Annotated in this window: 24 protein-coding genes, 1 pseudogene and 1 riboswitch; of the genes and pseudogenes, 13 read left to right on the forward strand and 12 right to left on the reverse strand. The window is 67.3% G+C overall.

The window, feature by feature from the left end; genetic code table 11:
* Positions 1–538 (reverse strand): superoxide dismutase (locus tag Q4A20_RS11705; RefSeq protein WP_303123160.1); only part of this gene is annotated, 538 nt, incomplete at its 3' end.
* A gap of 207 nt (positions 539–745) precedes the next feature.
* Here Q4A20_RS11705 and Q4A20_RS11710 point away from each other — a divergent pair.
* Complete coding sequence (locus tag Q4A20_RS11710) at positions 746–1,189, forward strand: hypothetical protein (protein WP_303123162.1); 444 nt, start codon at positions 746–748, stop codon at positions 1,187–1,189.
* 55 nt (positions 1,190–1,244) lie between these two features.
* On the opposite strand, the gene Q4A20_RS11715 is transcribed toward Q4A20_RS11710, so the two are convergent.
* Positions 1,245–2,969: a DEDD exonuclease domain-containing protein gene (locus tag Q4A20_RS11715; RefSeq protein WP_303123192.1), complete on the reverse strand. Its 1,725-nt coding sequence runs from the start codon at positions 2,967–2,969 to the stop codon at positions 1,245–1,247.
* 143 nt (positions 2,970–3,112) lie between these two features.
* On the opposite strand from Q4A20_RS11715, the gene Q4A20_RS11720 reads away from it, so the two are divergent.
* Positions 3,113–4,012 (forward strand): 1-acyl-sn-glycerol-3-phosphate acyltransferase, encoded by a 900-nt coding sequence (locus Q4A20_RS11720; protein WP_303123164.1) that lies wholly within the window; start codon positions 3,113–3,115, stop codon positions 4,010–4,012.
* A gap of 147 nt (positions 4,013–4,159) precedes the next feature.
* Here the strand turns inward: Q4A20_RS11720 and Q4A20_RS11725 are convergent, their stop codons facing one another.
* Both Q4A20_RS11725 and Q4A20_RS11730 read right to left on the reverse strand, forming a co-directional pair.
* Positions 4,160–5,350: an MFS transporter gene (locus Q4A20_RS11725; RefSeq protein ID WP_303123166.1), complete on the reverse strand. Its 1,191-nt coding sequence runs from the start codon at positions 5,348–5,350 to the stop codon at positions 4,160–4,162.
* Between the two features lie 19 nt (positions 5,351–5,369).
* Positions 5,370–5,978 carry a TetR family transcriptional regulator gene (locus Q4A20_RS11730; RefSeq protein ID WP_303123168.1) on the reverse strand — a complete coding sequence of 203 codons (609 nt, stop codon included), beginning with the start codon at positions 5,976–5,978 and terminating at the stop codon, positions 5,370–5,372.
* Between the two features lie 92 nt (positions 5,979–6,070).
* On the opposite strand from Q4A20_RS11730, the gene Q4A20_RS11735 reads away from it, so the two are divergent.
* Both Q4A20_RS11735 and Q4A20_RS11740 read left to right on the forward strand, forming a co-directional pair.
* On the forward strand, positions 6,071–6,352 hold the full coding sequence (locus Q4A20_RS11735) for a type II toxin-antitoxin system Phd/YefM family antitoxin (RefSeq protein WP_303123169.1): 282 nt from the start codon (positions 6,071–6,073) through the stop codon (positions 6,350–6,352).
* A 4-nt stretch (positions 6,353–6,356) separates the two neighbouring features.
* Entirely contained in the window at positions 6,357–6,617 is a 261-nt protein-coding gene (locus tag Q4A20_RS11740; protein ID WP_303123171.1) for a type II toxin-antitoxin system RelE/ParE family toxin, read from the forward strand.
* Positions 6,618–6,905: 288 nt separating this feature from the next.
* Here Q4A20_RS11740 and Q4A20_RS11745 read toward each other — a convergent pair whose 3' ends face one another.
* Together Q4A20_RS11745 and Q4A20_RS15145 are read right to left on the reverse strand one after the other, a co-directional pair.
* Positions 6,906–7,877, reverse strand: coding sequence for a PLP-dependent aminotransferase family protein (locus Q4A20_RS11745; RefSeq protein ID WP_303123194.1), 972 nt, complete (start codon positions 7,875–7,877; stop codon positions 6,906–6,908).
* The gene (locus Q4A20_RS15145) at positions 7,835–8,308 is read right to left on the reverse strand and encodes a GntR family transcriptional regulator (protein ID WP_368502477.1); all 474 of its coding nucleotides are present in this window, start codon (positions 8,306–8,308) and stop codon (positions 7,835–7,837) included. The genes Q4A20_RS11745 and Q4A20_RS15145 overlap by 43 nt, the downstream gene beginning before the upstream one ends.
* Positions 8,309–8,484: 176 nt before the next feature.
* Here Q4A20_RS15145 and Q4A20_RS11750 point away from each other — a divergent pair.
* The 3 genes and pseudogenes from Q4A20_RS11750 (at position 8,485) to Q4A20_RS11760 (ending at position 10,642) form a co-directional block, all read left to right on the forward strand.
* Positions 8,485–9,321, forward strand: a pseudogene (locus Q4A20_RS11750) (Tm-1-like ATP-binding domain-containing protein).
* A complete protein-coding gene (locus Q4A20_RS11755; RefSeq protein WP_303123173.1) occupies positions 9,276–9,716 on the forward strand; it encodes a Tm-1-like ATP-binding domain-containing protein in 441 nt (146 codons plus the stop codon). The pseudogene Q4A20_RS11750 and the gene Q4A20_RS11755 overlap by 46 nt, the downstream one beginning before the upstream one ends.
* Positions 9,717–9,820: 104 nt before the next feature.
* A complete protein-coding gene (locus Q4A20_RS11760; RefSeq protein WP_303123174.1) occupies positions 9,821–10,642 on the forward strand; it encodes a phosphoenolpyruvate hydrolase family protein in 822 nt (273 codons plus the stop codon).
* A gap of 112 nt (positions 10,643–10,754) precedes the next feature.
* Here Q4A20_RS11760 and Q4A20_RS11765 read toward each other — a convergent pair whose 3' ends face one another.
* The gene (locus Q4A20_RS11765) at positions 10,755–11,357 is read right to left on the reverse strand and encodes a nucleotidyltransferase domain-containing protein (protein WP_303123176.1); all 603 of its coding nucleotides are present in this window, start codon (positions 11,355–11,357) and stop codon (positions 10,755–10,757) included.
* Between the two features lie 218 nt (positions 11,358–11,575).
* Between Q4A20_RS11765 and Q4A20_RS11770 the strand changes: the two genes are divergently transcribed.
* A complete protein-coding gene (locus tag Q4A20_RS11770) occupies positions 11,576–12,808 on the forward strand; it encodes a pyrophosphate--fructose-6-phosphate 1-phosphotransferase (RefSeq protein WP_303123178.1) in 1,233 nt (410 codons plus the stop codon).
* A gap of 195 nt (positions 12,809–13,003) precedes the next feature.
* On the forward strand, positions 13,004–14,344 hold the full coding sequence (locus Q4A20_RS11775; RefSeq protein ID WP_303123196.1) for a class II 3-deoxy-7-phosphoheptulonate synthase: 1,341 nt from the start codon (positions 13,004–13,006) through the stop codon (positions 14,342–14,344).
* A 34-nt stretch (positions 14,345–14,378) separates the two neighbouring features.
* On the opposite strand, the gene pknB is transcribed toward Q4A20_RS11775, so the two are convergent.
* Positions 14,379–16,427 (reverse strand): Stk1 family PASTA domain-containing Ser/Thr kinase, encoded by a 2,049-nt coding sequence (pknB, locus tag Q4A20_RS11780; protein WP_303123180.1) that lies wholly within the window; start codon positions 16,425–16,427, stop codon positions 14,379–14,381.
* 87 nt (positions 16,428–16,514) lie between these two features.
* A complete protein-coding gene (locus Q4A20_RS11785; protein WP_303123182.1) occupies positions 16,515–17,663 on the reverse strand; it encodes a polyprenyl synthetase family protein in 1,149 nt (382 codons plus the stop codon).
* Positions 17,664–17,901: 238 nt separating this feature from the next.
* Between Q4A20_RS11785 and Q4A20_RS11790 the strand changes: the two genes are divergently transcribed.
* The 4 genes from Q4A20_RS11790 to thiD all read left to right on the forward strand — a co-directional run bounded on the left by Q4A20_RS11790 (position 17,902) and on the right by thiD (position 22,006).
* Positions 17,902–19,512, forward strand: a complete 1,611-nt coding sequence (locus Q4A20_RS11790) for an RNA polymerase sigma factor (RefSeq protein WP_303123198.1) — start codon at positions 17,902–17,904, stop codon at positions 19,510–19,512.
* 87 nt (positions 19,513–19,599) lie between these two features.
* Positions 19,600–19,688, forward strand: a riboswitch (TPP riboswitch).
* Positions 19,689–19,737: 49 nt separating this feature from the next.
* Positions 19,738–20,532, forward strand: coding sequence for a hydroxyethylthiazole kinase (thiM, locus tag Q4A20_RS11795; RefSeq protein ID WP_303123200.1), 795 nt, complete (start codon positions 19,738–19,740; stop codon positions 20,530–20,532).
* Positions 20,529–21,185 carry a thiamine phosphate synthase gene (thiE, locus tag Q4A20_RS11800; protein ID WP_303123184.1) on the forward strand — a complete coding sequence of 219 codons (657 nt, stop codon included), beginning with the start codon at positions 20,529–20,531 and terminating at the stop codon, positions 21,183–21,185. The genes thiM and thiE overlap by 4 nt, the downstream gene beginning before the upstream one ends.
* A complete protein-coding gene (thiD, locus tag Q4A20_RS11805; protein WP_303123186.1) occupies positions 21,182–22,006 on the forward strand; it encodes a bifunctional hydroxymethylpyrimidine kinase/phosphomethylpyrimidine kinase in 825 nt (274 codons plus the stop codon). The genes thiE and thiD overlap by 4 nt, the downstream gene beginning before the upstream one ends.
* 13 nt (positions 22,007–22,019) lie before the next feature.
* Here the strand turns inward: thiD and Q4A20_RS11810 are convergent, their stop codons facing one another.
* The 3 genes from Q4A20_RS11810 to Q4A20_RS11820 form a co-directional block, all read right to left on the reverse strand.
* Positions 22,020–22,289 (reverse strand): hypothetical protein, encoded by a 270-nt coding sequence (locus Q4A20_RS11810; RefSeq protein ID WP_368502478.1) that lies wholly within the window; start codon positions 22,287–22,289, stop codon positions 22,020–22,022.
* Positions 22,290–22,336: 47 nt separating this feature from the next.
* Positions 22,337–22,756: a DCC1-like thiol-disulfide oxidoreductase family protein gene (locus Q4A20_RS11815; protein WP_303123188.1), complete on the reverse strand. Its 420-nt coding sequence runs from the start codon at positions 22,754–22,756 to the stop codon at positions 22,337–22,339.
* Between the two features lie 68 nt (positions 22,757–22,824).
* On the reverse strand, positions 22,825–23,373 hold the full coding sequence (locus Q4A20_RS11820) for a DoxX family protein (RefSeq protein ID WP_303123190.1): 549 nt from the start codon (positions 23,371–23,373) through the stop codon (positions 22,825–22,827).
* Positions 23,374–24,047: the final 674 nt, after the last annotated feature.

The raw sequence follows: 24,047 nt of genomic DNA on the forward strand, positions 1-24,047 counted from the left end.
TGAGGTAGTCGAGGTAGAAGGCGTGCTCCCACATGTCGATCTGGAACAGCGGGATCGTTCCCACGGGCACGTTCCCCTGCTGGTCGAACAGCTGGAAGGTGACCAGCCGGCCGGAGACCGAATCGTAGGCGAGCACCGCCCAGCCGGAGCCCTGGATACCCAGCGCGGCGGCGTTCAGCTGCTGCTTGAGGGCGGCGAAGGAGCCGAAGGAATCCTTGATGGCCTCGGCCAACTCGCCCGCGGGCTCGCCGCCCCCACTGGGGGACAGGTTCTTCCAGAAGATCGAGTGGTTGATGTGTCCGCCCAGGTTGAAGGCGAGGTTCTTCTCCCACAGGTTGATGGCGGCGAAATCGCCGTCGGTGCGGGCGGCGGCCAGCTGCTCCAAGGCGGCATTGGCGCCGGTCACATAGGCGGCGTGGTGGCGGTCGTGGTGGAGTTCCATGATCCGCCCGGAGATGTGCGGCTCCAGGGCGGCGTAGTCGTAGGGGAGCCCGGGGAGGGTGTACTTCGGGACGGCGGTGTCGGTGGTTGTGGTCATGGTGGTCCTGCCTCGCGCGTAGCGCGTTGTCGGTGAAGACGTCGCTGATGAATGCTGACGGTTGCAGGGCGACAGACTCATGAGTGAGACTGAAGTCCTAGACATGACTCATCGTAGACGGCGATTGGTCGGCACAGAAGAGTGCGACGCACCCCGGTGGCGCGATTACACTGAGCGCTAAAGCCCCGTCGTCCACTGGAGGACCGCATGACCGACCAGGCAGAAGTCGCCACCCTCGACCTCCTCGTCTTCTCCGATGACGCCACCGTGCGCCGCCAGGTGATCGACGGCGTGGGCCGTCGCCCGGCCAAGGGCATGCCGCTGGTCACGTGGACCGAGGCCGCGACCGCCGAAGGCGTGCGCCTGGCTATCAAGGACCGCGACCAGGCCGGCGTCGCCCCCTTCGCCGCCCTGGTGCTGGACGCCGAGACCAAGAAACTTGGCGGCATGGGGTTGGCCCATGAGCTGTTCACCGAGTTGGACCGGCGGCCCCCGGTGGTGCTGTTGACCGCCCGTCCCCAGGACGACTGGCTGGCCGCCTGGGCCAAGGCCGAGGTCGTGGTGCCGCGGCCGCTTGACCCGATGAGCCTGCAGGAGGGTGTGACCAAGGCACTGCGGGCCCGCCGCGGCTCGGTCACGCCCGCCGGCTGAAGACCGACCGATGTGCCGGGCACCGGGGCGGATGCCTCACGCCCCGCCGAACGGTTCAGACCTCGGCATCAATGACACGCCGGTGCCTCACAGCGGACCCTATCGGCCAGGACAGTGAAACCCTGTTCCCTTCGGTCGCAGCCGTGGCATCGCCGTCGACCCCCGCAACCTCAACCAGCCGTGCTCCGCTATCCAGCACCCAGTCGGCCAGCAGCGCCGTCTCCTCCACGCTCGTGTCCGCTCCCACGCGCGCAGGCCGGTCCACCACCTGCGCCGTGGCGCGCACAGTGGCGATGGTGGGGCGCGGGTCGGCTCCGGGCGGGGTGAGGGCCGACCCGGCCAGGCGCCCCCAACGCACGTCAACCAGCTCCCAGCCGCCGCCCTCCCGCCGTCGGGCCGCCACCAGATGGGGACAGACCAGCAATGGTCTGACCTTCTCCGCCCGCCAGACCCCCAGCAGCAGGGCGCGCAGCCTGCGGGTCCAGGTTCCCGCCTCCTCGTAGTGCTCCGCGGCGGACAACTCCCCGATCCGCTCCAGCAGCGGAAGGGCCACCAGGTCTATCTCACCGGCCAGGGCACGGGCGGCGGTTGCGGCGTCGGCGGGGGAGTCGGAGCGGCGCACCGCACGGGCCAAGCGTCCGTCCCAGGCGTCCAGGCGCAGCACCGACTCCGCGGCCCGCTGCGCCTCCAGGGCTGCCTTGCGAGACGGGAAGGGACCGACGGCGCCGCCCGCCTCCTCCAGCGGTAGCGCACGGGTCAGCGCCAGGTGCGGGTGCGGGGTGGAGACCAGATGCAGCCAGGGGCGGCGCTGCGGAGCGCGGGAACGCCGGTTGACCGGCGGGTCCAGCTCGGCTATCAGTCGCAGCTCGCGCACCCGCGCCTCCAACTCGGTGGGCGTCTCAATCGCCCGCACGGCCACAGTCGTATCCAGCATCCGGGCCACCTTGGTGCGCTTCTCCGCAGCCGTGAAGTAGGAGCGCACCCGCCGGTGCAGATTCACGGCGCTGCCCACATACAGCACCTGCCCGGAGGCGGAAACGAACTGGTACACGCCGGGTGCGGCGGGCAGGTCGTCGGCCAGGCGGCTCTTGAGGCGGCGGGAAGAGGGGACCGGGTCGGTGGCGCTGGCCAGGTCCTCCAGGTGGGTGACTCCGAGCGGGGCCAGGGTCTCCAGGGCGGCGTGCAGCACGTCCACAGTGGCTCGAGCATCATCCAGGGCCCGGTGGGTGGGAGAGGTGGGGGAACCCACGAAGGCCGCCAGTGTGCCCAGCTTATGGTTGGGCACATCCGCTCGGCTCCAGGCCCGTCGGGCGAGCGCCAGGGTGTCAACCACCTCGGGCTCCTGCCAGTCCAGGCCCAAGCAGTGGGCGGCTCCACGCAGATGACCGAGGTCGAAGCTGGCGTTGTGGGCCACCACCACCGTCGTCGGCCCTCGCAGCTGCGCCCACTGCAGGAAGGCGGCCAGTGCCTGCCCGACCGTAGGGGCGTCGGCCACCATCGCGTTGGTGATGCCGGTCATGAGCGTGATCTGTGCGGGAATCGCGGCGCCCGGATTTACGAGCGTGGAGAATTCCGAATCCACCACACCGCCGCATACCTTAACGGCACCGATCTCGGTGATGGCATGCGCGCCCGGGCCGGATCCAGTGGTCTCCAGATCGACGACGACGAAGGTCACCTGGCTCAGGGGCGTGCCCATATCCGCGAAAGATGGCTGAATGTGGCGGGTTGTGCGCGCCGGTGGGGAGCCGTCGTCTAAGTAGCCGGTGGCGCCGGTCATGGACGAACGGGGCGAGAGCGCTTCTAAGGGCACATTGCGAGGCTAGACTGCCGTGAGCAGCCGATCCAGCCGCGGACACGCCCGGCGGGCGTACCCGGACGGCCCGGCGACTTCCCGCCCGCCGCAGCACAGGAGGTCCCACATTGGGTTACCGAGGTATCAAGGCCGCCGTCGGTCCGGCCATGGAGATGCTCTACCAGCCCTGGATCCGCGGTGAGGAGAACATCCCCGCTGAGGGCGCCGCCATCCTGGCCTCGAACCACCTGGCGGTGATCGACTCCTTCTTCCTGCCGCTGCTGGTGGACCGTGAGGTTGCCTTTATCGGCAAGTCCGACTACTTCACCGGCAAGGGCATCAAGGGCTGGGCGGTTAAGAACTTCATGACCGCCGTCGGCACCATCCCGGTGGACCGTTCCGGCGGCAAGGCCTCAATGGCCGCGCTGCAGGCCGGCATTGATCGGCTGCGCTCGGGAGAGCTGTTCGGTATCTATCCGGAGGGCACGCGTAGCCCCGACGGGCGCCTGTACCGGGGCAAGACCGGAGTGGCGCGCGTCGCCCTGGCCACCGGGGCGCCGGTGATCCCCGTGGCGATGATCGGCTCCAACCTGGCCCAGCCCATCGGCCAGGTGGTGCCCTCCACCCGGCATCGGGTGGGCATCGTGATCGGTGAGCCGCTGGACTTCTCCCGTTACAAGGGCCTGGAGAACGACCGTTTCGTGCTGCGCTCCATCACCGACGAGATCATGTATGCGCTGATGTCTCTGTCCGGACAGGAGTACGTGGACCTGTACGCCGCCGACGTGAAGAAGACGATGGACACGGAGAAGAAGACAGCCGAGGAGGTTGTCGACGAAATGCTGGAGGAGCTGGCTGCCAAGCGGCCGGCTGCAGCTCCGGTCCAGGCCCCCGGCGGCCGCCCCGCCCCAGACGTCGAGGTCCCCGAGCCGCCTGAGGAGCCCGATGATGCGAAGGATGAGGAACCGGCGGAGACGGCGGCGGAGGGCGATGCATCCGAGGCCGACCTGCGCCCCGAGGACGATTGAAAGACGACTGAAAGTAGTACTAACTGTCAAGATTCGGGACAAACAAGCCCGCCCAGGCCCTGTGGGTGCTCGAGACCGTTGAAACCATGCGGTTTCAACGGGCGCCGTCACGTGCGCCGACCGCGTTTGTCCCGAATTTGGACACTTTCACTCTGGTGTGACCGCTAGATCGCGCGGCAATCGGATGAATATGGGAACGGTGAGGACGAGAGCGGCTGCCATTGCCGAGCAGGCCCGCGTGAAGCCGACCTGCTCGGTGAACGTGCCACTGAGTGTGGGTCCCAAGATCAGGCCGGAAGCGTAAGCCAGGTTGTACAGGGAGTAGGCGCCGCCGATGGCGGGAGGGGTGGCCATGGCTCCCTGAAGGCTGATCAGTGTGCTCGCCGGTGCCACCAGAAGTGCGATTGCTGCGCCCAGACAGATGAGCCCGGCGATGAGTACCGGGAGGTCTGAGCCGACTCCAACCAGCAATAGACCTGCGGCTGCTGAAGCGACGCCCGAGCAGGCCAGCGTCCTTGGAGCCACATGGGCCAGACATGCACCGACCACTGGATTCAGGCAGGCGCTGACGAGCGTAAGCAGGGCGAACAGCAGGCCTATGCCGGTGGGACCGACTCCGAGCACATCGGCCAATTGCATGGGGAGAATCGGCTCAATGCAGGACGTAACAGCAGCGCCTATGAGAATCAGGGCGGCTACAGGTCGGCAGCCCGGTGTGCGCAACACGTCCATGGCGGTGGCGGGGTCGTCTTCGGGTGACGGGATCGGGCGAATGAAGGCAATCCGCAGTACGCCGTCGATCAACAGTAGCGCGGCCGCGAAGAGGAGCGGAGCGGCGTGCCCACCGAGCCGAGCGAGCCATCCCGCAAGGGGCGGGCCGGCCAGAACTCCGACCGATACCATGCTCATCGCCAGTCCCAGGTAGGTTCCGCGCCGTTGAAGGGGAACGGTTGCGGCAATCAGTGACAGTCCGGCCACCCAGCTCAACCCGGCGGCGGCTCCCTGTAGCGCTCGGGCTGTCAGAAGCAGCCAGTAAGGGCTTCCGACCACGAACAACACACATGCGCATGCCAGGCCAACAAGGGCGACGAGCAACGGTCCGCGGGGACCGCGCCTGTCGACGGCTCGACCGGCGATTGGCGTGATGATAACCAGTGCGGCCGCATAGGCGGCGAAGAGCAGGCCGGTGGCCGTGGGGCCGGCTTCGGTCACGGCGGGAAGCAGGGGGAGTACCGGGATGAGAATCCCGTAGACGAGCATGTCGGTGAAAAGGGCCACGCAGGCCACTGTGACGGCCATGCGCGGGTCGGTGGGGGTGCGGGTGGACGATGGTCGCATTTGGACTCCTGTTTTGGTGTCAGTGCGATGCTGCGGCGATCAGTCCCGCGACGGCGGCATGCGCCGTCGCCCTGTAATCCGCTGGCCCCGGTAGATCCCCGGGCGTGAGAGCCGCGGTGAGTGTGGCACCGTGCAGGAAGGCCGTGATGGCGAAGCGGGCAATATCAATAGGAGCGCGCAGCCGCGGCTCGCACTCGGCCAGGAGCCGAGTGAGATCCTCTGACCATTGCGTGAGAGCCGCTGTCTTCTGCCCCATTCCGGACTTGAGCGTCGGCGCTTGGGGCGCTACGAGGACGGTGACCACGGCGAGTTCACGGAAGGCGGCATCCTCGCCGAGTCGGCGCAAGTAGTCCTCCAGAAACATCGTTAGCCGCGCCTCTGGTGCAGCGGAGGCGTCGAATGCGGCGAAGAGGGCTTCGCCCTGCAAGTGCCACTGGTCTGACAAAACGGCATTGAGCAGGTCATGCTTGCCGGCGAAGTGGTGGTACACGGCGCCGCGAGTCACGCCGGCTCCGCGTGCCACTTCAACTAGAGAACAGGCCTCCCAGCCGTCCGATGCAAAGCGGTGCAGCGCGGAGCGGATGATGGCTTGGCGGGTCTCGGCGGCCTCGGCTGCGGTGCGACGCATGTTTACATGCAACCCTGTATGTATAGGTTCGTCAAGTATCCGTGCAGCGGATGAGTCGCGCACGCGCCGGTGTTGTGGCTACAATTGTTGCTATGTCGGCCGACGCTGTCATGCCGTTGCGCGATGTGAAGAACCACCTGTCCGAGGTCGTCGGCCAGGTGGAGCGGGAGCACAGCCGCGTAACGATCACCCGGCACGGGCGCCCTGCGGCAGTCGTCATCTCTCCAGACGACCTGGGGTCACTTGAGGAGACGCTCGACATCCTCAGCCGCCCCGCGCTGATCGAGCGGATCCGTGCAGGAGTGGATGATTTGGGTGCTCAGCGGGTGGAGACGCTCAGCAAGGACGAGTTGCTCGACTTCCTTGAGGGGTGAGTCCGTGCCCTACGCGATCGCACTTGCGGCAAGCGCTAAGCGCGACCTGGGCTCGCATCCGGAGAAGGTCGTCACCGCCATCGTCGAGTTTCTTTACGGACCATTGCGAGACAATCCCCATCGCGTCGGCAAGCCTTTGCGCTTTGAGCTGGCCGGGCTCCACAGTGCCCGACGGGGCGATTACCGCATCATCTACAGAATCGATGACGATGCACACCGGGTTGTGGTGGTTGCCGTTGACCATCGCAGCGACGTCTACCGTTGACGGGGCGACGACGGCGCGTCGGTGTCGTTCTCGTATGCGTCGGCCTTCGGGTCCCGCGTAGCGCACAAAGTGTCCAGTATAGGCACGAACGGAGATGGCGCGCCGGTCTGCGTTTTCAAGAACGTTGGAATCATGCGGTTTCTTTGGGTAGCTCTTGGTCGGTCAACGCCGTTCGTGCCGAATCCGGACAGTAGGTTGACTCATGCCGGGGATCCTGGTTGCCGGAGCCACGGGCATGCGCCCAGCAACGCATCCGCGTCTCGTGGGTCGGGTGGGTCCCGGCATTGTTTAGGAGCAGCTTGTCTCCTCAGACTTTGTCAGAAGGTTGAGCGCCTCCCGCAGTCGATCCGGATCGCGTAGCACGGGTAGCCTGATGAACATCCTGCACCCTCCGGAGACCGAGAAAAGCGGTCCCGGTGCCAGACGTACGTTGTGTCGCTCTGCACGCCGCATTAGACGCATTGAATCATCAGCCGTGTCCACCCAGAGGCCTGATCCTCCTGCGGGTGCTTGGAATCGCCAGCGCGGACAAACCTCGCTGAGCGGGCGCACGACTTGCTTGTAGGCGTCGGTCAGTTCGGCTCGCCGAAGTCGCAGTTGCTCGGGAATACGCGGGAGCAGGAGCGTGGCGGCAAGCTGGTCGGGGACCGAGTCTCCCAGATCCATGCCGCTCTTTAGACTCGTGAGCTGGGCGATCACCGGCACAGGGCCGCGTATCCATCCCACCCGTATGCCGCCCCAGAACAATTTCGACAGCGTGCCCACAATCAGCAGCTCATCGGCGTCCGCTACAGCCTCCATTCCGGTCAGCGGTTCATTCCGGTGCCAGGGCAGATCCGCCTGCGAGTGGTCATCGATGACAAGGAGACCGTGTTTGCGTGCAATCTCGAACATGGTGGCGCGGACGCGCCGTGTGTAATGCGGCCCGGTCGGGTTCTGAACGGCGGTTGCCGTGTACAGCAGATCGGCATTGGCAGAGGCGGCGTCAGGAGCCTCCAGGTCGGGGCCGTGCCGCTTCATCGGTATGCCTCGCAGCTGTCCGCCCGCGGCACCGAACGCCTCCAACGTCCCGCGGTAGGTGGGGTCCTCCACGATGGTTGTCGTGCCGGGCCCCGCGAAGAGTTTGGCCACGAGCCACACGGCCTGCTGCGCGCCCGCAGTGACGATGATCTGCTCAGCGCGGGTCGGAACCCCCGACTGCGTATAGCGGAGTGCGATCATCTCCCGCAGCTTCGGAACGCCGGCGGGAAAGTACCCCAGGTGTCCAAATACCGCTTTGAAAGAAGTCGACCGACGTCCTCCATGACTTCGCCGATCAACGGCGAACCCGGAAGCGCGCCGGAGGAGAGATCAAGGTCGAGAGGACGACCGGAGAATGAGGCCATGCGTCCTTCGAGGCCGCCGAAGTTGCCGCTGCGCCTGATCACCGAGCCGGAGCCCCGGTGAGAGGAGAGTCGCCCCGATTCCTGAAGCTGTTCATAGGCACGCACGACCGTGCCCCGTGAGATGCCGAGCGCGGCCGCAAGCGACCGTTGGCTTGGGAGCACCGTAGCCGCGGGGACCTGCGCTCCGTCGATCAGCTCGCCGAGGGCGTCGGACAGAGCGTTGTATCCGGGGACTCCTGGACGGCGCCACTCTCCCAAAAGACGGGCAACCCGCGCCGCGTCGATTCTAGTCGCCGGCTTAATCACTCCTTCACTGGTGACGACACTTCGGACAAGACACCGGCATGGCCCACCCCTGGCGCCTCACACAGACAGGCGCCCATGGACCACTTCCGGGAAAATGGACTATTTTTCAACCGGGGCGTGCTCGTACCCTGATAACCACAACGTTCACCAGGTTACAAGCTGTCAAGGAGGACGGCATGGCGGTAGTCGCCCTTATCGGAACCTTTGACACCAAGGGCCCCGAGTGCTCGTGGGTGTGCAGTCGTATTGAGGCCCTCGGCGTCAAGGTACTCGCCATCGACGTCGGCCCCTTCTCTACTGCGAATGTCGACGTCTCCGCGGCCGAAGTCGCCGCCGCGGCCGGCGAGGACCTCGAAGAACTCAAGACTCACGAGGACCGTGGATGAACGATGGAGGTGATGGCCCGCGGTGCGGCCGAGGTCGTCATGGCCAAGGCGGCCGCCGGAGCGATCGATGCAGTATTCGCCGCAGGCGGATCCGGAGGATCCTCGGTAGCCGCCCGGGCGATGCGAGCGCTGCCGATTGGCTTCCCTAAGCTGCTCGTGTCCACGATGGCCTCCGGTGACACCTCTGCCTATGTCGGCGAGACGGACATCACGATGATGTACTCCGTCGTCGACGTAGCCGGGATCAACTCGGTCTCCAGCCAGATCTTCGCCAATGCGGCCGCGGCGGTCTCCGGCATGGCACGGGAGTACGAGAGCCGTCGTGCCACGAAAAGCGCAGCAGTCAGGCCCATCGTTGCGTTGTCCATGTTCGGCCTGACGACGCCCGCCGTCGACGAGGCTCGCGAGATGTTGACCGAGCTTGGGTACGAGACCCTTGTCTTTCACGCGACTGGTTCCGGCGGCAGAGCGCTGGAGAAGCTCGCGCACGACGGCGTACTTGCGGGTGTTTTGGACCTGACAACTACGGAACTGGCCGATGACCTGGTGGGGGAGGCGTACTCAGCGCGGGACCGCACAGGTTGGAGGCGGCGGGGGCGCGGGGTATCCCGCAAGTCGTATCCGTAGGTGCCCTCGACATGGTTAACTTCGGAGCGCGCGAGTCCGTGCCCCACCGGTTCGAAGATCGGACCTTCGTGGTGCACAACCCCACGGTCACACTGATGCGCACCACCGCCGCCGAGAACGCAGAGCTCGGCCACCGCATAGGTCGCAAGGTCACTGATGCCGTCGGCCCCACAGCCGTAATGCTCCCGTTGGAAGGTGTATCCGGAATCGACAAGGAGGGGACTCCCTTCTGGGATCCCGAGGCTGACGCTGCCCTCTTCAACGCCGTACGCGCCGAGTTCAGGAATTCCACGGTCGAGCTGGTCGAGCGCGAACTCAATATCAACGATCCCGGCTTCGGCACGGAGGCAGCCCGGCTGCTGCATTCGATGATCCAGAGCAGTACTGAGGCGTAGCCGCAATCAGTCCTGAATCCACGGCTCTCGCGTAAGGCTGATATGCCGTCGGCGAGAGCCATCAGCAGACGCCATCAGGCGCCCAACCAGAAAGGTACCACACAATGAACCGAACAGAGATACTTACTGCGCTTCGTGCCAAGGTCGACGCCGGGCACCCGATCGTCGGCGGCGGCGCCGGCACTGGTATTTCAGCGAAATCCGCTGAGGCCGGAGGGATCGACCTCCTCGTCATCTACAACTCCGGCCGTTTTCGCATGGCCGGGCGCGGCTCGCTGTCAGGTCTCATGGCCTATGGCGACGCCAACCAGATCGTCATGGAGATGGCCCGCGAGGTCCTGCCGGTGGTCAAGCGCACGCCGGTGCTGGCCGGTGTAAACGGAACTGACCCCTTCCGCGTCATGGGCAAGTTCCTCGACGAGGTCAAGGCCGTGGGGTTCGCGGGAGTCCAGAACTTCCCAACAGTAGGCCTAATTGACGGGGTGTTCCGCCAAAAGCTCGAGGAGACCGGCATGGGGTACGACCTTGAGCTGGAGATGATCTGTCAGGCGCATGAGCGAGACCTGGTCACCTCACCGTATGTTTTCGACATCGAGCAGGCCACGGCCATGGCCGAGGCGGGAGCCGACATTCTGGTGCCGCACATGGGGCTCACGACCAAGGGCACGATCGGTGCCTCTACGGCGCTCACACTCGACGAGTGCGCCGACCGGATCCAGGCGATGCACGACGCGGCGAAGAAGGTGAAACCGGACATCCTCGTCCTGTGCCACGGTGGTCCCATTGCCGAGCCCGCCGACGCCCAGTACATCCTGTCTCACACTACAGGCGTAGTCGGGTTCTACGGGGCATCATCCATTGAGCGCCTGCCCACCGAGGTTGCCATCAAGGAACAGGTGGAGCGCTTCAATGCGATGACCTTCTGACCGCCCCCGCCCGCCCATGTGCGGCGAGGTGGCGGCTGGTCGAGGCGGAGCCGTCTCAGCCCGGGATCCTGTACGGGTGTGACGGCCTCGCCGCGGTCGTCATCTCTGCTGATTATCTGGAGTTGCTTGAGGAGAAGCCGGAGGTACTCGGCGAACCCGCGCTCATGGTACGAATCCGCGGTGGATGGCTTGAGTGTTGGATGGAATCCGGACGGTACGTCGAGCCCGATGACAGCCCGAGTGCGGTTAGCAGATCGGGGATGCGGACTTCTTGGGAAGCTCCGGTCGTCGTGGCGGGGTCGCTGCCGACCGAGATCACGTCGACGGGCACCGTCAGTAGATCTGACAACTCCTCCTCAAGTTCCAGCAGTATCCGGATGTCCGCATCTGGTGGAAAACGGACCAGCAGGTCGATGTCCGAGTCTGGGCGATCCTCGCCGCTGGCTACGGAGCCGAACGCGCCGATAACCTCGCATCCATGCGAACCGGCCAACGCGATGACCTCTTTGCGCGCAGCGCGCAGCAGAACTGAGGGGCGCACCTGTAACGCCTTTCGCAGTCGCTCCCGTGTGTCAGCGGACGGACGGCGCGCGCCGGACTCGATGGCGGCAAGGAGTGGTTGGCTGACACCGGTGCGGTCCGCGAACTCGCGTTGGCTCAGCCTCGCCGCGTGGCGACGGAAGCGGATCCAGCCCCGTTCGGTGCGCTGTGTCACGCATCCATGATAACGCGTGTGTGATCGCCGAGTGGGGTCGCCAAGGCGGCAGCTCGACTGTCCTTGGAAGGTTCCGGCGCGTCACTTCTACCGAACTCGGCACGTAAGTTCTACCGAACTCGGCGGGTGTCCGGGTTGGGGTGAGGGTTCTGGGTGCGCGGGGGTGGTGGGCCGGTAGGATGGTCGTGACAAGCCCCACCATCTACGAAAGGTAACCGATGTCGATCCGTCGCGTCGCCCTCCTCACTGCGGGCGGCTTCGCCCCCTGCCTGTCCGCCGCTGTCGGCGACCTCATCGAGCGCTACACCGAGGTCGCCCCCGAGGTTGAGATCATCGCCTACCAGTACGGCTACCACGGCCTGCTCACCGGCAATTACGTCGTCATCGACGACGACGGCCGTAAGAACGCCGGCGTGCTGCGCCAGTACGGCGGCTCCCCGATCGGCAACTCCCGCGTCAAGCTCACCAACGCCAAGAACCTGGTCGAGCGCGGCCTGGTTGAGGAGGGTGTGGACCCGCTCGCCTTCGCCGCCGAGCGGCTGCGCGAGGACGGCGTGGACGTGCTGCACACCATCGGTGGCGACGACACCAACACCACCGCCGCCGACCTGGCCGCCTACCTGCACGAGCACGACTATGACCTCACCGTCGTCGGCCTGCCCAAGACCATCGACAACGACGTCATCCCCATCCGCCAGTCGCTGGGCGCCTGGACCGCCGCCGAGCAGGGCGCCGGATTCGCCCTCAATGTCATTGGCGAGCACCGCTCCAACCCGCGCATGCTGATCGTCCACGAGTGCATGGGCCGCAACTGCGGCTACCTCACCGCCGAGACCGCCCGCCGTTACCACGAGCTGCTCAAGGACCGGCAGTGGGCCCCCTCCCTGGGCCTTACCAAGGAGCGTTGGGACGTGCACGCCGTCTTCGTACCCGAGGCCAAGCTTGACATCGCCGCAGAGGCCGAGCGCCTCAAGGCCATCATGGATGAGCAGGGCAATGTCAACATCTTCCTGTCCGAGGGCGCCGGCGTACCCGAGATCATCGCGGAGATGGAGGCCAAGGGCGAGGAGGTCCAGCGCGACCCCTTCGGCCACGTCAAGCTCGACACCATCAACCCCGGCCAGTGGTTCGCCCGCCAGTTCGCCGAGCTCATCGGCGCCGAGAAGGTCATGGTGCAGAAGTCCGGCTACTACTCGCGCGCCTCCGCTGCCAATGAGGAGGACCTGGCCCTGATCAAGCAGATGTGTGACCTTGCCGTGGACTGCGCGCTGCGCGGTGAGCCCGGCGTTATCGGCCAGGACGAGGAGAACGGCGACCGGCTCGGCGCCATCGCCTTCGACCGCATCGCCGGCGGCAAGCCCTTCGACATTACCCAGCAGTGGTTCGTCGACCTGATGGCCGAGTTCGGTCAGAACCTGGAGCCCGCCGCACCCGCCGACGGCGAGGCCTGAGCACACGGGGTCGCGCCGCCCCGGCTAAGGGGCCGGTCGGACGCCAATGATCGCGTCCGACCGGCCCCTTAGCATTTCCTGCCCGGCCCCGCAGGTGGCTTTGATCCGGTCTTGGCCGCTCGGCGAGGTGCACTGCGTCCCACCTTTCGGCGCGCGGATCTCCCGTCAGCCGCACTCGCCTATGCTGGCGCCATGATGAACGAGCTCCAGGTTCCCGGCGGTGCGGCCGGCTGGCGGCACCACTACGCCGCGCAGCAGCCCCGCTACCCGGACCCGCAGGCGCTCGCAGATGCCGCTGCGGACCTGCGCACCCGTCCCCCGCTGGTTTTTGCGGGCGAGGTCGACTCACTGCGCGAGAAGATGGTGTGGGCCTCCCAGGGGCGTGCCTTCGTGCTCATGGGAGGGGACTGTGCCGAGTCCTTCCATGACAACACGGCCATCAATATCCGGCTCAAGCTGCAGACGATTCTGCAGATGGCGGCCGTGCTGACCTATGCCGCCTCCACGCCGGTGATCAAGATCGGGCGTATGGCCGGCCAGTACGCCAAACCGCGTAGCTCCGATACGGAAACCCGTGACGGGGTGACCCTGCCGTCTTACCGTGGGGACTCGGTCAATGACCACGCCTTCACGCCCGAGGCGCGTGTGCCCGATCCGCGACGCATGGTCGACGCCTACCTGCGTGCCGGTACGACCCTGAACCTAATCCGCTCCTTCACCATGGGCGGCTACGCGGACCTGCGCGAGGTCCACTCCTGGAACCGCGGCTTCACCGCCAATCCCGCCTACAAGCGCTTCGAGTCCTTCGCCGAGGAGATCGACCGCGCCATGCGTTTCATGGAGGCCGCCGGCGTGGACTTCGACGCCCTGCGGCAGGTCGACTTCTATGCCGCCCACGAGGCGCTCCTGCTGGAGTACGAGGACGCCATGACGCGTGAGGACTCCCGCACCGGCCGCCTTTACGACACCTCGGCCCACTTCCTGTGGGTGGGGGAACGGACCCGTGGGGCCGATGACGCCCATGTGGCCCTGCTTGAGGGGGTTCGCAACCCGGTTGGCGTGAAGATCGGCCCCACGACGACGCGTGACGAACTCCTCGCCCTGTTCGATCGTCTCAATCCCGAGGGCGACCCCGGCAGGCTCAGTCTCATCACCCGCATGGGCGCGGACCGCATCCGGGATGTGCTGCCCGAGATGGTGGAGATCGTCCGGGCTGACGGTCGGCCGGTCACCTGGATCACCGATCCGATGCACGGCAACACCATCACCTCAGACAACGGCTACAAGACCCGCCGCTTCGACACGATCATGGAGGAGGTACGCGCCTTCTTCGAAGTGCATCGGGCACTGGATACCGTGCCGGCGGGCATTCACGTGGAACTCACCGGTGATGACGTCACCGAGGTCCTCGGTGGCGGTGAGCACATCGACGAGGCGGGACTGGCCCGCCGTTACGAGACCCTGGTGGACCCGCGCCTGAACCATCAGCAGTCACTGGAGATGGCATTCGAGGTCGCCGAGTTGCTCCGCAACTGACCGTTGAGGCGGTCCCCGGGGCGCGGAGCAGGCCTCAGATCACGCTGATTGTCACCTTCGAGCCCTTGCGCACGCTCGTGCCAGCCGCAGGTTCGGTGGAACGGACGGTGTTGAACAGGCCGCCCATGATCCGGGACACCTCAGCCTCCAGCCCGGCGTCCTTCAGAGCAGCGCTGGCCTCCTCCGGGCTCATTCCGGTGACATCGGGTACGTTCACCATCTCCGGCCCCTTGGACACGGTCACATCTACCGTGTCGCCGCGGTGGTATCCCCGCGCGCCCGAGGCGGGAGACGAGGAGATGACCAGTCCAGAGGCGACTGTGTCCGAGTAGGCCTCCGACTGCGTGCCGAGCGTGAGACCGGCCGCCTCCAAGGCGGTGGTCGCATCCGCCACACTCATGCCAGTCACATCCGGGATGGTCGCGGGCTGACGCCCCAACGACACCACGATCGCCACCGCCGAGGAGTGATTCACCGTTGTGCCCGCCCGCGGATCGGAGGAGATCACCATGCCGGAGGCGACGGAGTCGGAGTAGGTCTTCGTTACGGCGCCCAGCGACAGTCCCGCATCGGTGATGGCAGTGGCGGCGGCCTGCTCGCTGGAGCCCACGACATCGGGCACCTTCTTCTGCTCAATACCGCGGGAGATCACCGGCGTGACGGCCTCGCCCGGGCGCAGCCGGGCTTCGGCTCCCGGTGAGCACGAGATCACCGAGTCTGCGGGCACGGTGTCCGAATAGACGCGGGTGGGGGCGCCCCACACCAGCCCCGCCGCCTCGATCTGCGCCTGCGCGTCGGCGGCCGTCATTCCGACGATTTGCGGCACCGGCACGGTGCGTCCCGGCCCGGACAGGAAGTACCAGGCGCCCCCACCGCCCACTGCGAGCAGCACTCCGGCTGCAACCAGCGCCCGACGGCGCGGACGCCGCACCGGGAGTCGGGAGACCGGCTGCGTGGCACGAGCGTCTTCCTCGCGGGACGGCTCTGCCCGCCGCAGAGCGCGTGTGGTGCCGTCATGGGCCCGGGCGGCCTCGTCAGGGGCGATGGAACCTATGGGCAGAGAGACCGTGCGCAGCCCCGCGTCAGGTGTGGCGACGTCGGCGGGCGTCTGAGCGGCACCGGGAGCGTCGTCCTGTCCGTCCGTGGATGTCATGGCGGTGCGGGCCGCCTCCGCGTTGGCCGCCAACACCTCCTGGGTGCGTACCGAACCGGTGGCGCCCCCGCGCTTGACAGACAGTTCGGCGTCCGTCAGTGAGGACACGACCGCCCGCAGCCGCGACAGGGCTGCGTCTGCATCGGCCAGCCGCGATCCGGGATCACGGCGCGTCATTGCCGCCACCAGCTCGTCGACCCGTTCCGACAGGTCCGGCAGCCGGTAGGAGGGGGAGGGGATGTCCTCGTGAACATTGCGGAAGGCGATCTGGATGGGTGTGTCCGCCGCGAACGGCTGCACTCCGGTGAGTAGTTCGTACAGGATCACGCCGACCGAGTAGACGTCCGCGCATGGGGTGGAGGCGCCCGCGGTGATCAGCTCCGGGGCCAGATAGGCGACCGTGCCCAGTATGTTCCCGGTGGTCGTCTGGGCGACCTCGGTGACGGCGCGGGCCAGCCCGAAGTCGGCCACCTTCGCCACCGAGCCGTCGGCGGGCAGCAGCACATTCTCAGGCTTGATATCTCGATGGACCAAGCCGGCCCGGTGGGCGGCGCCGAGAGGACGCAGCACCTGCGCGGTCAGCCCGAGCGCCTCACGTACCGTCAACGGTCCGGCGGTTATGAGGTCCCGCAGGTTGGGGCCCTCGACCAGCTCCATCACCAGGTAGGCGACGCCGTCCAGGCCGCCCTGGTCGTACACCGCCACGACCCCCGGGTTGGACAGTCTCGCCGCGGCTCGGGCCTCGCGACGGAAGCGGGCCACGAAGTCGGGAGACTCCGCCAGGTGCGGGTGCATGAGCTTGAGCGCCACCATGCGGTCCAGACGGCGGTCTCGCGCCCGGTACACGGTCGCCATGCCCCCACGGGCGACGCGGTCGACGATCTCGTAACGAGCGTCGACCAGCCGGCCGATGAGGGGATCCTTGGTCACGGTGCCGAGTGTACGGGCCCGCGCGCAGGTGGTGCGTAACGGCGCCCGGCATCGCGTCCCCGGTCGGTGCCGAAGCCGTGTTCGGGATCAGTACTGGCGGGCCGTCAGCACCTCGGTCAGGCCGTGCAGCATATCGAGTGCGGAGGCATCCAATGAGTTGGGGCTCGTAGCCAAAGCGTCCAGGCCGGTGGCGGCGTGCGCGGCGATCTCCTCCTCAAGGGCGGCCAGGGCGCCGCAGTCGCGGATGACCCCGGCGGCCCGTTCGACGTCGGCGTCTGTCACGGTGCCACCTCCGGAGCCCGTCAACACACGGGTCAGCAGGATCCGGCCGGCATCGTCGCAGCGCTGCCAGGCGAGTGCCACCAGCACCGTGCGTTTGCCCTCACGCAGGTCGTCGCCTGCGGGTTTGCCCGTCAGCGTCGGGTCCCCGAAGACCCCCAGCACATCGTCGCGCAGCTGGAAGGCGACGCCGATCTCCTCACCGAACACCCGCAGGGCGGCGAACATGGCGCCGTGCGGGGCCGCGCCTGCCAGCAGAGCACCGATCAGCAGCGGATACATGACCGAATAGCGGGCGGACTTGTGACGCACCACCTCCAGCGCCGCCGCGCGCATGGCGGCGCCCGCCTCCACGGGCAGGTCTGTGGGAGGGGGCAGAGGCAACACCTCCCGGTGCACATCAAGGAACTGACCGAAGGCCACTTCCGCCGTCATTGCGTCGAAGGCGTCCCGGGCGGTGCGGGCGGCCTCGGCGTCGATGTGGCGGACTGCGGCACCCATCTCCGCGGATGCCGCCGACAGCAGCAGATCACCCAGTAGGATCGCCGCGCTCATGCCGTAGTCCTCCGACGAGCCGTGCCAGCCGGCCTGCCGGTGGTGGGCGGAGAAACGGCGGTGCGCGGACGGTCGGCCCCGGCGGGTGTCGGCGGCGTCGATGACATCGTCGTGCACCAGCGCGCTCGCCTGATACAGCTCCAGGGCGGCACCCAGCCTGGCCGCCGTCGGGCCGCCCAGTACGTCGGTGCGGGCATCGGCGGCGGGCAGTGTCAAGCCCACTGCACCCAATGCGGCACGCATGCGTTTGCCTCCGGACAGCAGTTCGGCGGCGGCGTCGAGCAGGGCGTCCGTCTGCGGAGTCCGGTCGTGCCACTGCGCACCCATCCGCGCCAGCACCCGTTCCAGGCGGGCATCGACGACGCCGCGCACGAGCGGCAGCAGGGCGTCAACATCGGTCATGCGCCCAGGCTAGATGATCGCTGCGGGAATAGACGGGGCGTCCGCATCGTTGCTCCTCCCGCTGGTAGTGGTCGCCGAGTCGGGAACGAAGTCTTCGCCGGTGCGCTGAGCGCACAGGAGGGCCCACCTGGGCTTCGCGTAGACTTGCACCGGCTCCATGCGCCTGCTTCAGCCGAACCGTCTGCTCCGCGAAAGGAAATCCGTGGCTACTTCCACAGTCGCTCCTACTCCCACCGACATGCGGGAGCGTACCGAATTCGCTGACGACATCGACGAGCCCCGTGAGGTCGCGCAGGACACCGACCTCGAGGCGGACGACATCGAAGCCGATTTCGCCGCGGACGATGACGACGCCGCGGACGATGACGCGCAGGACGAGGCCGATGCCGAGGACGCCGAGGCTCAGGAGGAGCAGACACAGGCCCCCGCCCCCGAGCTGCGCGACTATTACCTGGATGTGTCCTTGGAGGAGAACGGCGACGGCACCAAGCGCCGCCCCTTCAATACTCCTGCCGCGCTGAAGAACGTGCGGCTCGCCCCCGGCGCCACCCTGTTCGTACGCAGCCGCACCGTGGTCGAGGGCCTGGAGGTCTCCGGTGACGGCACCCTGGATGAGCCCATCACCCTGGCCCCCTACGGGCACGGCCCCGTGCCCCGCTTCATCATCCCCGGTGAGGAGGAACCGGTCGTCGCCCGCGAGTTCCTCACCTACAACGGGTTCATCTTTCGTGGCTGGATCATCAAGGGCATCAAGATGAACCCCTCCATCGCCGCGCTGACCGGCGAGTTGGAGCGCATCCGCCGGAAGGAGGCGGAGAAGGCCGCGGGCAAGAAGGCCAAGAAGTCCAAGGGAGACAAGAACAAGGACGGCTCCTTCACCGTATCCGACTCCGACGAGGGTGATGAGCCCGCCCAGAAGGTGGTCACCGCGGGTGCCACCGCGGACCCGGTCAAGGACTACCTCAAGCAGATCGGCAAGGTCGCGCTCCTCAATGCCGCCCAGGAGGTCGAACTCGCCAAGCGCATTGAGGCGGGCCTGTACGCCGAGCATCTGCTGGCCACCGAGGGCAACGACATGGAGGCCAAGTACCGGCGCGAGTTGCACTGGGTGGCTCAGGACGGCCAGCGCGCCAAGAACCACCTGCTGGAGGCCAACCTGCGTCTGGTCGTGTCTCTGGCCAAGCGCTACACCGGCCGCGGAATGCTCTTCCTGGACCTGATCCAGGAGGGCAACCTGGGTCTTATCCGCGCGGTGGAGAAGTTCGACTACACCAAGGGTTACAAGTTCTCCACCTACGCCACCTGGTGGATCCGGCAGGCGATCACCCGTGCCATGGCGGACCAGGCGCGCACCATCCGCATCCCCGTCCACATGGTCGAGGTCATCAACAAGCTCGCCCGCGTCCAGCGGCAGATGCTGCAGGACCTGGGCCGCGAACCCACCCCGGAGGAGCTCGCCGTCGAGCTGGACATGACGCCGGAGAAGGTCGTCGAGGTGCAGAAGTACGGGCGTGAGCCCATCTCCCTGCACACTCCGCTCGGCGAGGACGGCGACAGCGAATTCGGCGACCTCATTGAGGACTCGGAGGCGGTCGTCCCCGCCGACGCCGTGTCCTTCACCCTGCTGCAGGAGCAGCTGCACGCGGTGCTGGACACCCTGTCCGAGCGGGAGGCAGGTGTGGTCTCCATGCGTTTCGGCCTGACCGACGGCCAGCCCAAGACGCTGGACGAGATCGGCAAGGTCTACGGGGTGACCCGCGAACGTATAAGGCAGATAGAGTCCAAGACCATGAGCAAGCTGCGTCACCCCAGCCGCTCCCAGGTGCTGCGCGACTACCTGGACGACTGAGACGACGCCGGCCCGCTTCATCCGTGCACGGCCCGGCCGCCCTGGAACTCACCGGTTCCGGGGCGGCCGTCTGCTTGCTATCGTGGTGCTCACGACACGGGGTGCCGCCAGGCTGAGAGAAGACCCGTTGAACCTGTCCAGATAATGCTGACGAAGGGATGTCGCATGCCGCAGCACGCGTCCGTCAACACCCATCCGCACGAGCACCCGGCGAATCCGGACTCGATTCCAGATCCTGCGGGCGTGCTGGAGGCCCTGCGCGCCACCGGACCGTTAGTGGCCTGCATAACCAACGCGGTGGTCACGAACTTCACCGCCAACGTACTGCTGGCGGCCGGGGCCGCACCCGCCATGGTGGATGTCACCGGGGAGGCCGGGCCCTTCGCCGCCGGCGCCTGCGCCCTGCTGATCAACCTGGGCACGCCCCAGCCCGAGCAGCGCGCCGCCGCCGTGGAGGCCGCCACTGCCGCCAGGGCGGCCGGCGTGCCCTGGGTGCTGGATCCGGTTGCGGTCGGAGCCCTGGTGCATCGCACTGCCCTCGCTCACCGGCTCCTGGATCAAGGACCCACCGTGATCCGCGGCAACGCCTCGGAGATCATCGCCCTGGCAGGCTCCGGTACGGGGGGCCGGGGCGTGGATACCGCCGCCGCCGTGGAGGCCGCCCTGGACGCCGCCCGGTCTGTGTCGGAGCGCACCGGCGCCGTCGTCGCCGTCTCCGGACCGGTGGACGCCATCGTCGACGGCATACGCGTGGCCCGAGTGGGTGGCGGCTCGGCGCTGCTGACCCGCGTGACCGGGGGCGGCTGCGCCCTGGGGGCACTGGTGGCCGGATTCATCGCCGCCGGGCGCACCGCAGGCATTGACGCCTTCGGGGCGACCACGGCGTGCCACGCCGCCTACAGCGCGGCCGCCGAGATCGCCGCTGAAACCGCCGTGGGCCCCGGCTCCTTCCAGATCGCCCTGCTTGACGCCCTCTACTCGCTGGACGGTGACGATGTCGCCAGGATTCAGGTCTCATGAGGCCGGCACCCGACCTGCGGGTCTATCTGGTCACCGACGCCGACCAGTGCCGCTCGCGCGGCCGCACCGTCACCGACACGGTCCGGGCCGCCGTCGCCGGTGGTGTCACCTGTGTGCAGGTGCGCGCCAAGCAAGCCGCCGGTGCCGACTTCCTCGCCCAGGTTCTCGACCTCGCCGACGCCGTAGGCCGCCAGGTGCCGGTGATCGTCAACGACCGGGTTGACGTGTTCCTCGCGGCCAGGCGCCTGGGCGCGCGGGTGGCGGGGGTGCACGTGGGCCAGCGCGACCTGCCCGCCGCCGTGGTGCGTGAACTCATCGGCGACGACGCCTACCTGGGCCTGTCCGCCGCCACCCCCGATGAGTTGGCTACGGCGCAGGCGGAGGGCGCCTGCGACCACGTGGGTATCGGGGCGGTCCGGGCCACCGCCACCAAGGCCGACGCACCCACAGGCATCGGCACCGACGGCGTCAGCCGCCTGGTGGCGGACATTGCGCTGCCAGGCGTGGCCATCGGCGGCATCACCGCCACCGACCTGCCCGCCCTGCGCGCCGGGGGACTGGCCGGGGCCGCCGTCGTCTCCGCCATCTGCCTGGCGGACGATCCGCGGGCGGCCGCCCGTGCGCTGCGCCGGGCCTGGGAGGACGCGCGATGAACACACCGATACCCAAGGTGCTGAGCATCGCCGGATCCGACCCCTCCGGCGGAGCCGGTATCCAGGCGGACCTTAAGACCATGGGCGCGCTGGGCGCCTACGGCATGAGCGTGGTCACGGCACTGACCGCCCAGTCCACCCGCGGCGTGACCGGCGTGCACCCGGCACCGGTGGACTTCGTGCGCCTGCAACTGGACACCCTGCTGGCGGACATCCGCCCGGACGCCACCAAGATCGGCATGCTCGCCACCGCCGAGCTGGCCGAGGCGGTGGGGGAGTACCTGCCGCGACTGGCCAACACGGTCCTGGATCCGGTGATGGTGGCCACCTCCGGGGATCGGCTGCTCGACGCCGCGGCCATCGACGCCGTCGGGCGCCTAAGCACCCGGGCGGATCTGATCACCCCGAACCTGGGCGAGGCCGCTGCCCTGCTGGACCGAGCCCCGGCGACGGACACCGGCGAGATGCGCCGCCAGGCCGAACTGCTCCTGGATGCCGGGGCGCGTCGGGTGCTGCTCAAGGGCGGGCACCTGGTGGGGCAGGCCACCGACGTGTACGCAGACGCCGACGGCACGGTGCTGCTGCCCGGTCGCCGGGTGAACACTGACAACACGCACGGCACCGGCTGCACGCTGTCCTCGGCGATTGCGGCGCTGCGCCCGCAGCGGAAGAGTTGGTTGGCGGCGGCGCAAGACGCCAAGGCCTACCTGGCCGGGGCTCTGGCGCACGCCGATGCACTCGCGGTCGGTCACGGGCACGGCCCGGTGCACCACTACCACGCCCTCTGGCCGAGTCGGCCAGAGGGCGTGGATCAAGCATGAGTGAGGCTTACGGCTAGTTGGCGTCCGGGCTGCTCAGTTGTGCCGATTCGTCCTGGATGAACAGGGACTGCTGCTCAAGGGCGCCCCGGTGGGCGCGGCCGTGGTGGGCGCAGAACAGCAACTCGCCGGAGGCGAGCACCACGCGTAGGTACGCCTGCGCGCCGCAGGCGTCGCAACGGTCGGCGGTGGTCAAGGGCCGCTCGGTGTGGGAAGTCGGAGTGGGGGAGCCCAACACGGGCGTGGTGGTCATCGACTCGGTGACGGCGGGGCTAGTCGTGTTCATGGCTTGATCACACCATGCGCAGCTGCTCGCCGCCGTCACCGAGGTCATTATTCCGCCCCCGGCACAGAGAGTTCGCCAACAGCCGACCGGATACCGCGTGTGAAGGAGCGGTCTGGCTGTTGGGGGACAGCGCACATGCCCTGGCAGCCGAGACTGTGCCGGTTGCGGGCGATCGTGCGGTATACGGCCTTGGCCAAGAGCTTGAGAGGCCGGTGAATAATGATGTTGCCGAGTCCTCCAAGCATGGGTCCGGCGTTCATGAGTGCCCTTCCGATTGCCTGCTCCTCCACATGGAAGGCGTCCTCGCGCGGGTCGTAGAAGACCACTGAGTGCCTCGTCCATGCGGCCCCGGGGCCGTCCCAATCAGAAGCAGCAGTCAGTTGCAGTCCGGACGAGGGGCGGAGGCGCTTGCCCAACTGGCGCACGAAGGCGGTGCATATCGAGCAGTCCTGGTCATAAATGAGCACCGGGTCGGAAGGCGAAGCTGAACCTGATGCAGGTCCAGTGGATGCGGGGGCTGGCCGAACCTTGTCTTTCATCGCAGCCATCCGTCGCCTACCTTCGCCGCCCAGCGGCGGCCCAGCCCCCAGGTGTCGCCCGCAAGAGTAAGGGCTGAGGTGATCATGATGGCGGCGAACAGCCAATGGTCATCGATGATCGGGTTGGTGCCTCCGTTGATGAGAGGGAATTCGGCCAGGTAGAGCATGAGCATGAGGAGCGTGCCACTCACCGCTGCGATTCGCAGTCCGACTCCCAGGAGCAGCGCGGTGCCGATGCCGAGAAGTGCCGCCATGAACAACACGTCACCGCCGGTGTTGGCGAAGACTGAGAAGACACCAGCGAAAGGCCCCTCGATGTGGTTGATGAAGCCCTGGGCAGGGGTGCCACCTCGGATCCATGCCCCCTCAGGAGGGACCACGTAACCCAAACCGAAGAGCTTATCAAAAAAAGCCCACAGGAAGTAGGCTCCGACGATGATGCGAGAGCTCGCTAGGGCTCGGCGGGCCGTGGGGGAGGTAACGATGTCGGAGCCCGTGCGCGGGGTGGCCGGGGAGGTCTGGTCGGGTGCGATCGAGTCATGCATGAGCTTTAATGAACCTCGTGATCGGGGCGGTGAACCGCCGTTTGCGTGCGTGAACTCGGGGGGTCGGCGAGTGCCGCTCCCCCGTGGTCGCTGCCCATAACCAAAAGGGTAGCCATTTAATTCCTGCGATTTTATAGACACTTCGTCATTATCTGGAGGTCGGTGGGACATTTCGCATGCCTTCGCGGGCCACGCTGGCTTCAGGTCTTCCGCGCTCGCACCGCCCTGCCCTGCGGACGGTCGCGGCCTGCCATGTGCATGCGGCCGGGACCCGCAAAGGGACAGCCCCCAGCAGGTGGAGGGGAACTCGAAGACCGCGCCCTGGGGGTCTGCCGGGATGGCTGGTCGACCATGGTCCACATCGCCACATACGGCATGCTGGCCGGGGTACTGACCGCCGGACAGGTCACGGACCGCCCCATGATGATCCCCGTCCTTGAACAGATCCGGGTGGCCCGCCCTAGGGCTGTTACGTAAGTCGTTTGAGCCAGTGGTCGATGCTGGCGGTGTGGGTGGTGGCTTGGTGGCGGACGGTGCCCGACCAGTTGCACCCACTCGGCGGTGACGAACACGGGCGTCGTCGATGCCCTGCCAGGGCCCGTGGTCGTCGAGGTAGTGGCGGCCCAAGGATCAGCTCCGCCTTATAGAGAGAGTTGAGGGCCTCGGCCAGCGCG

It is taken from the genome of Actinomyces sp., assembly GCF_030530635.1.
Taxonomy (GTDB): Bacteria; Actinomycetota; Actinomycetes; order Actinomycetales; family Actinomycetaceae; genus Actinomyces.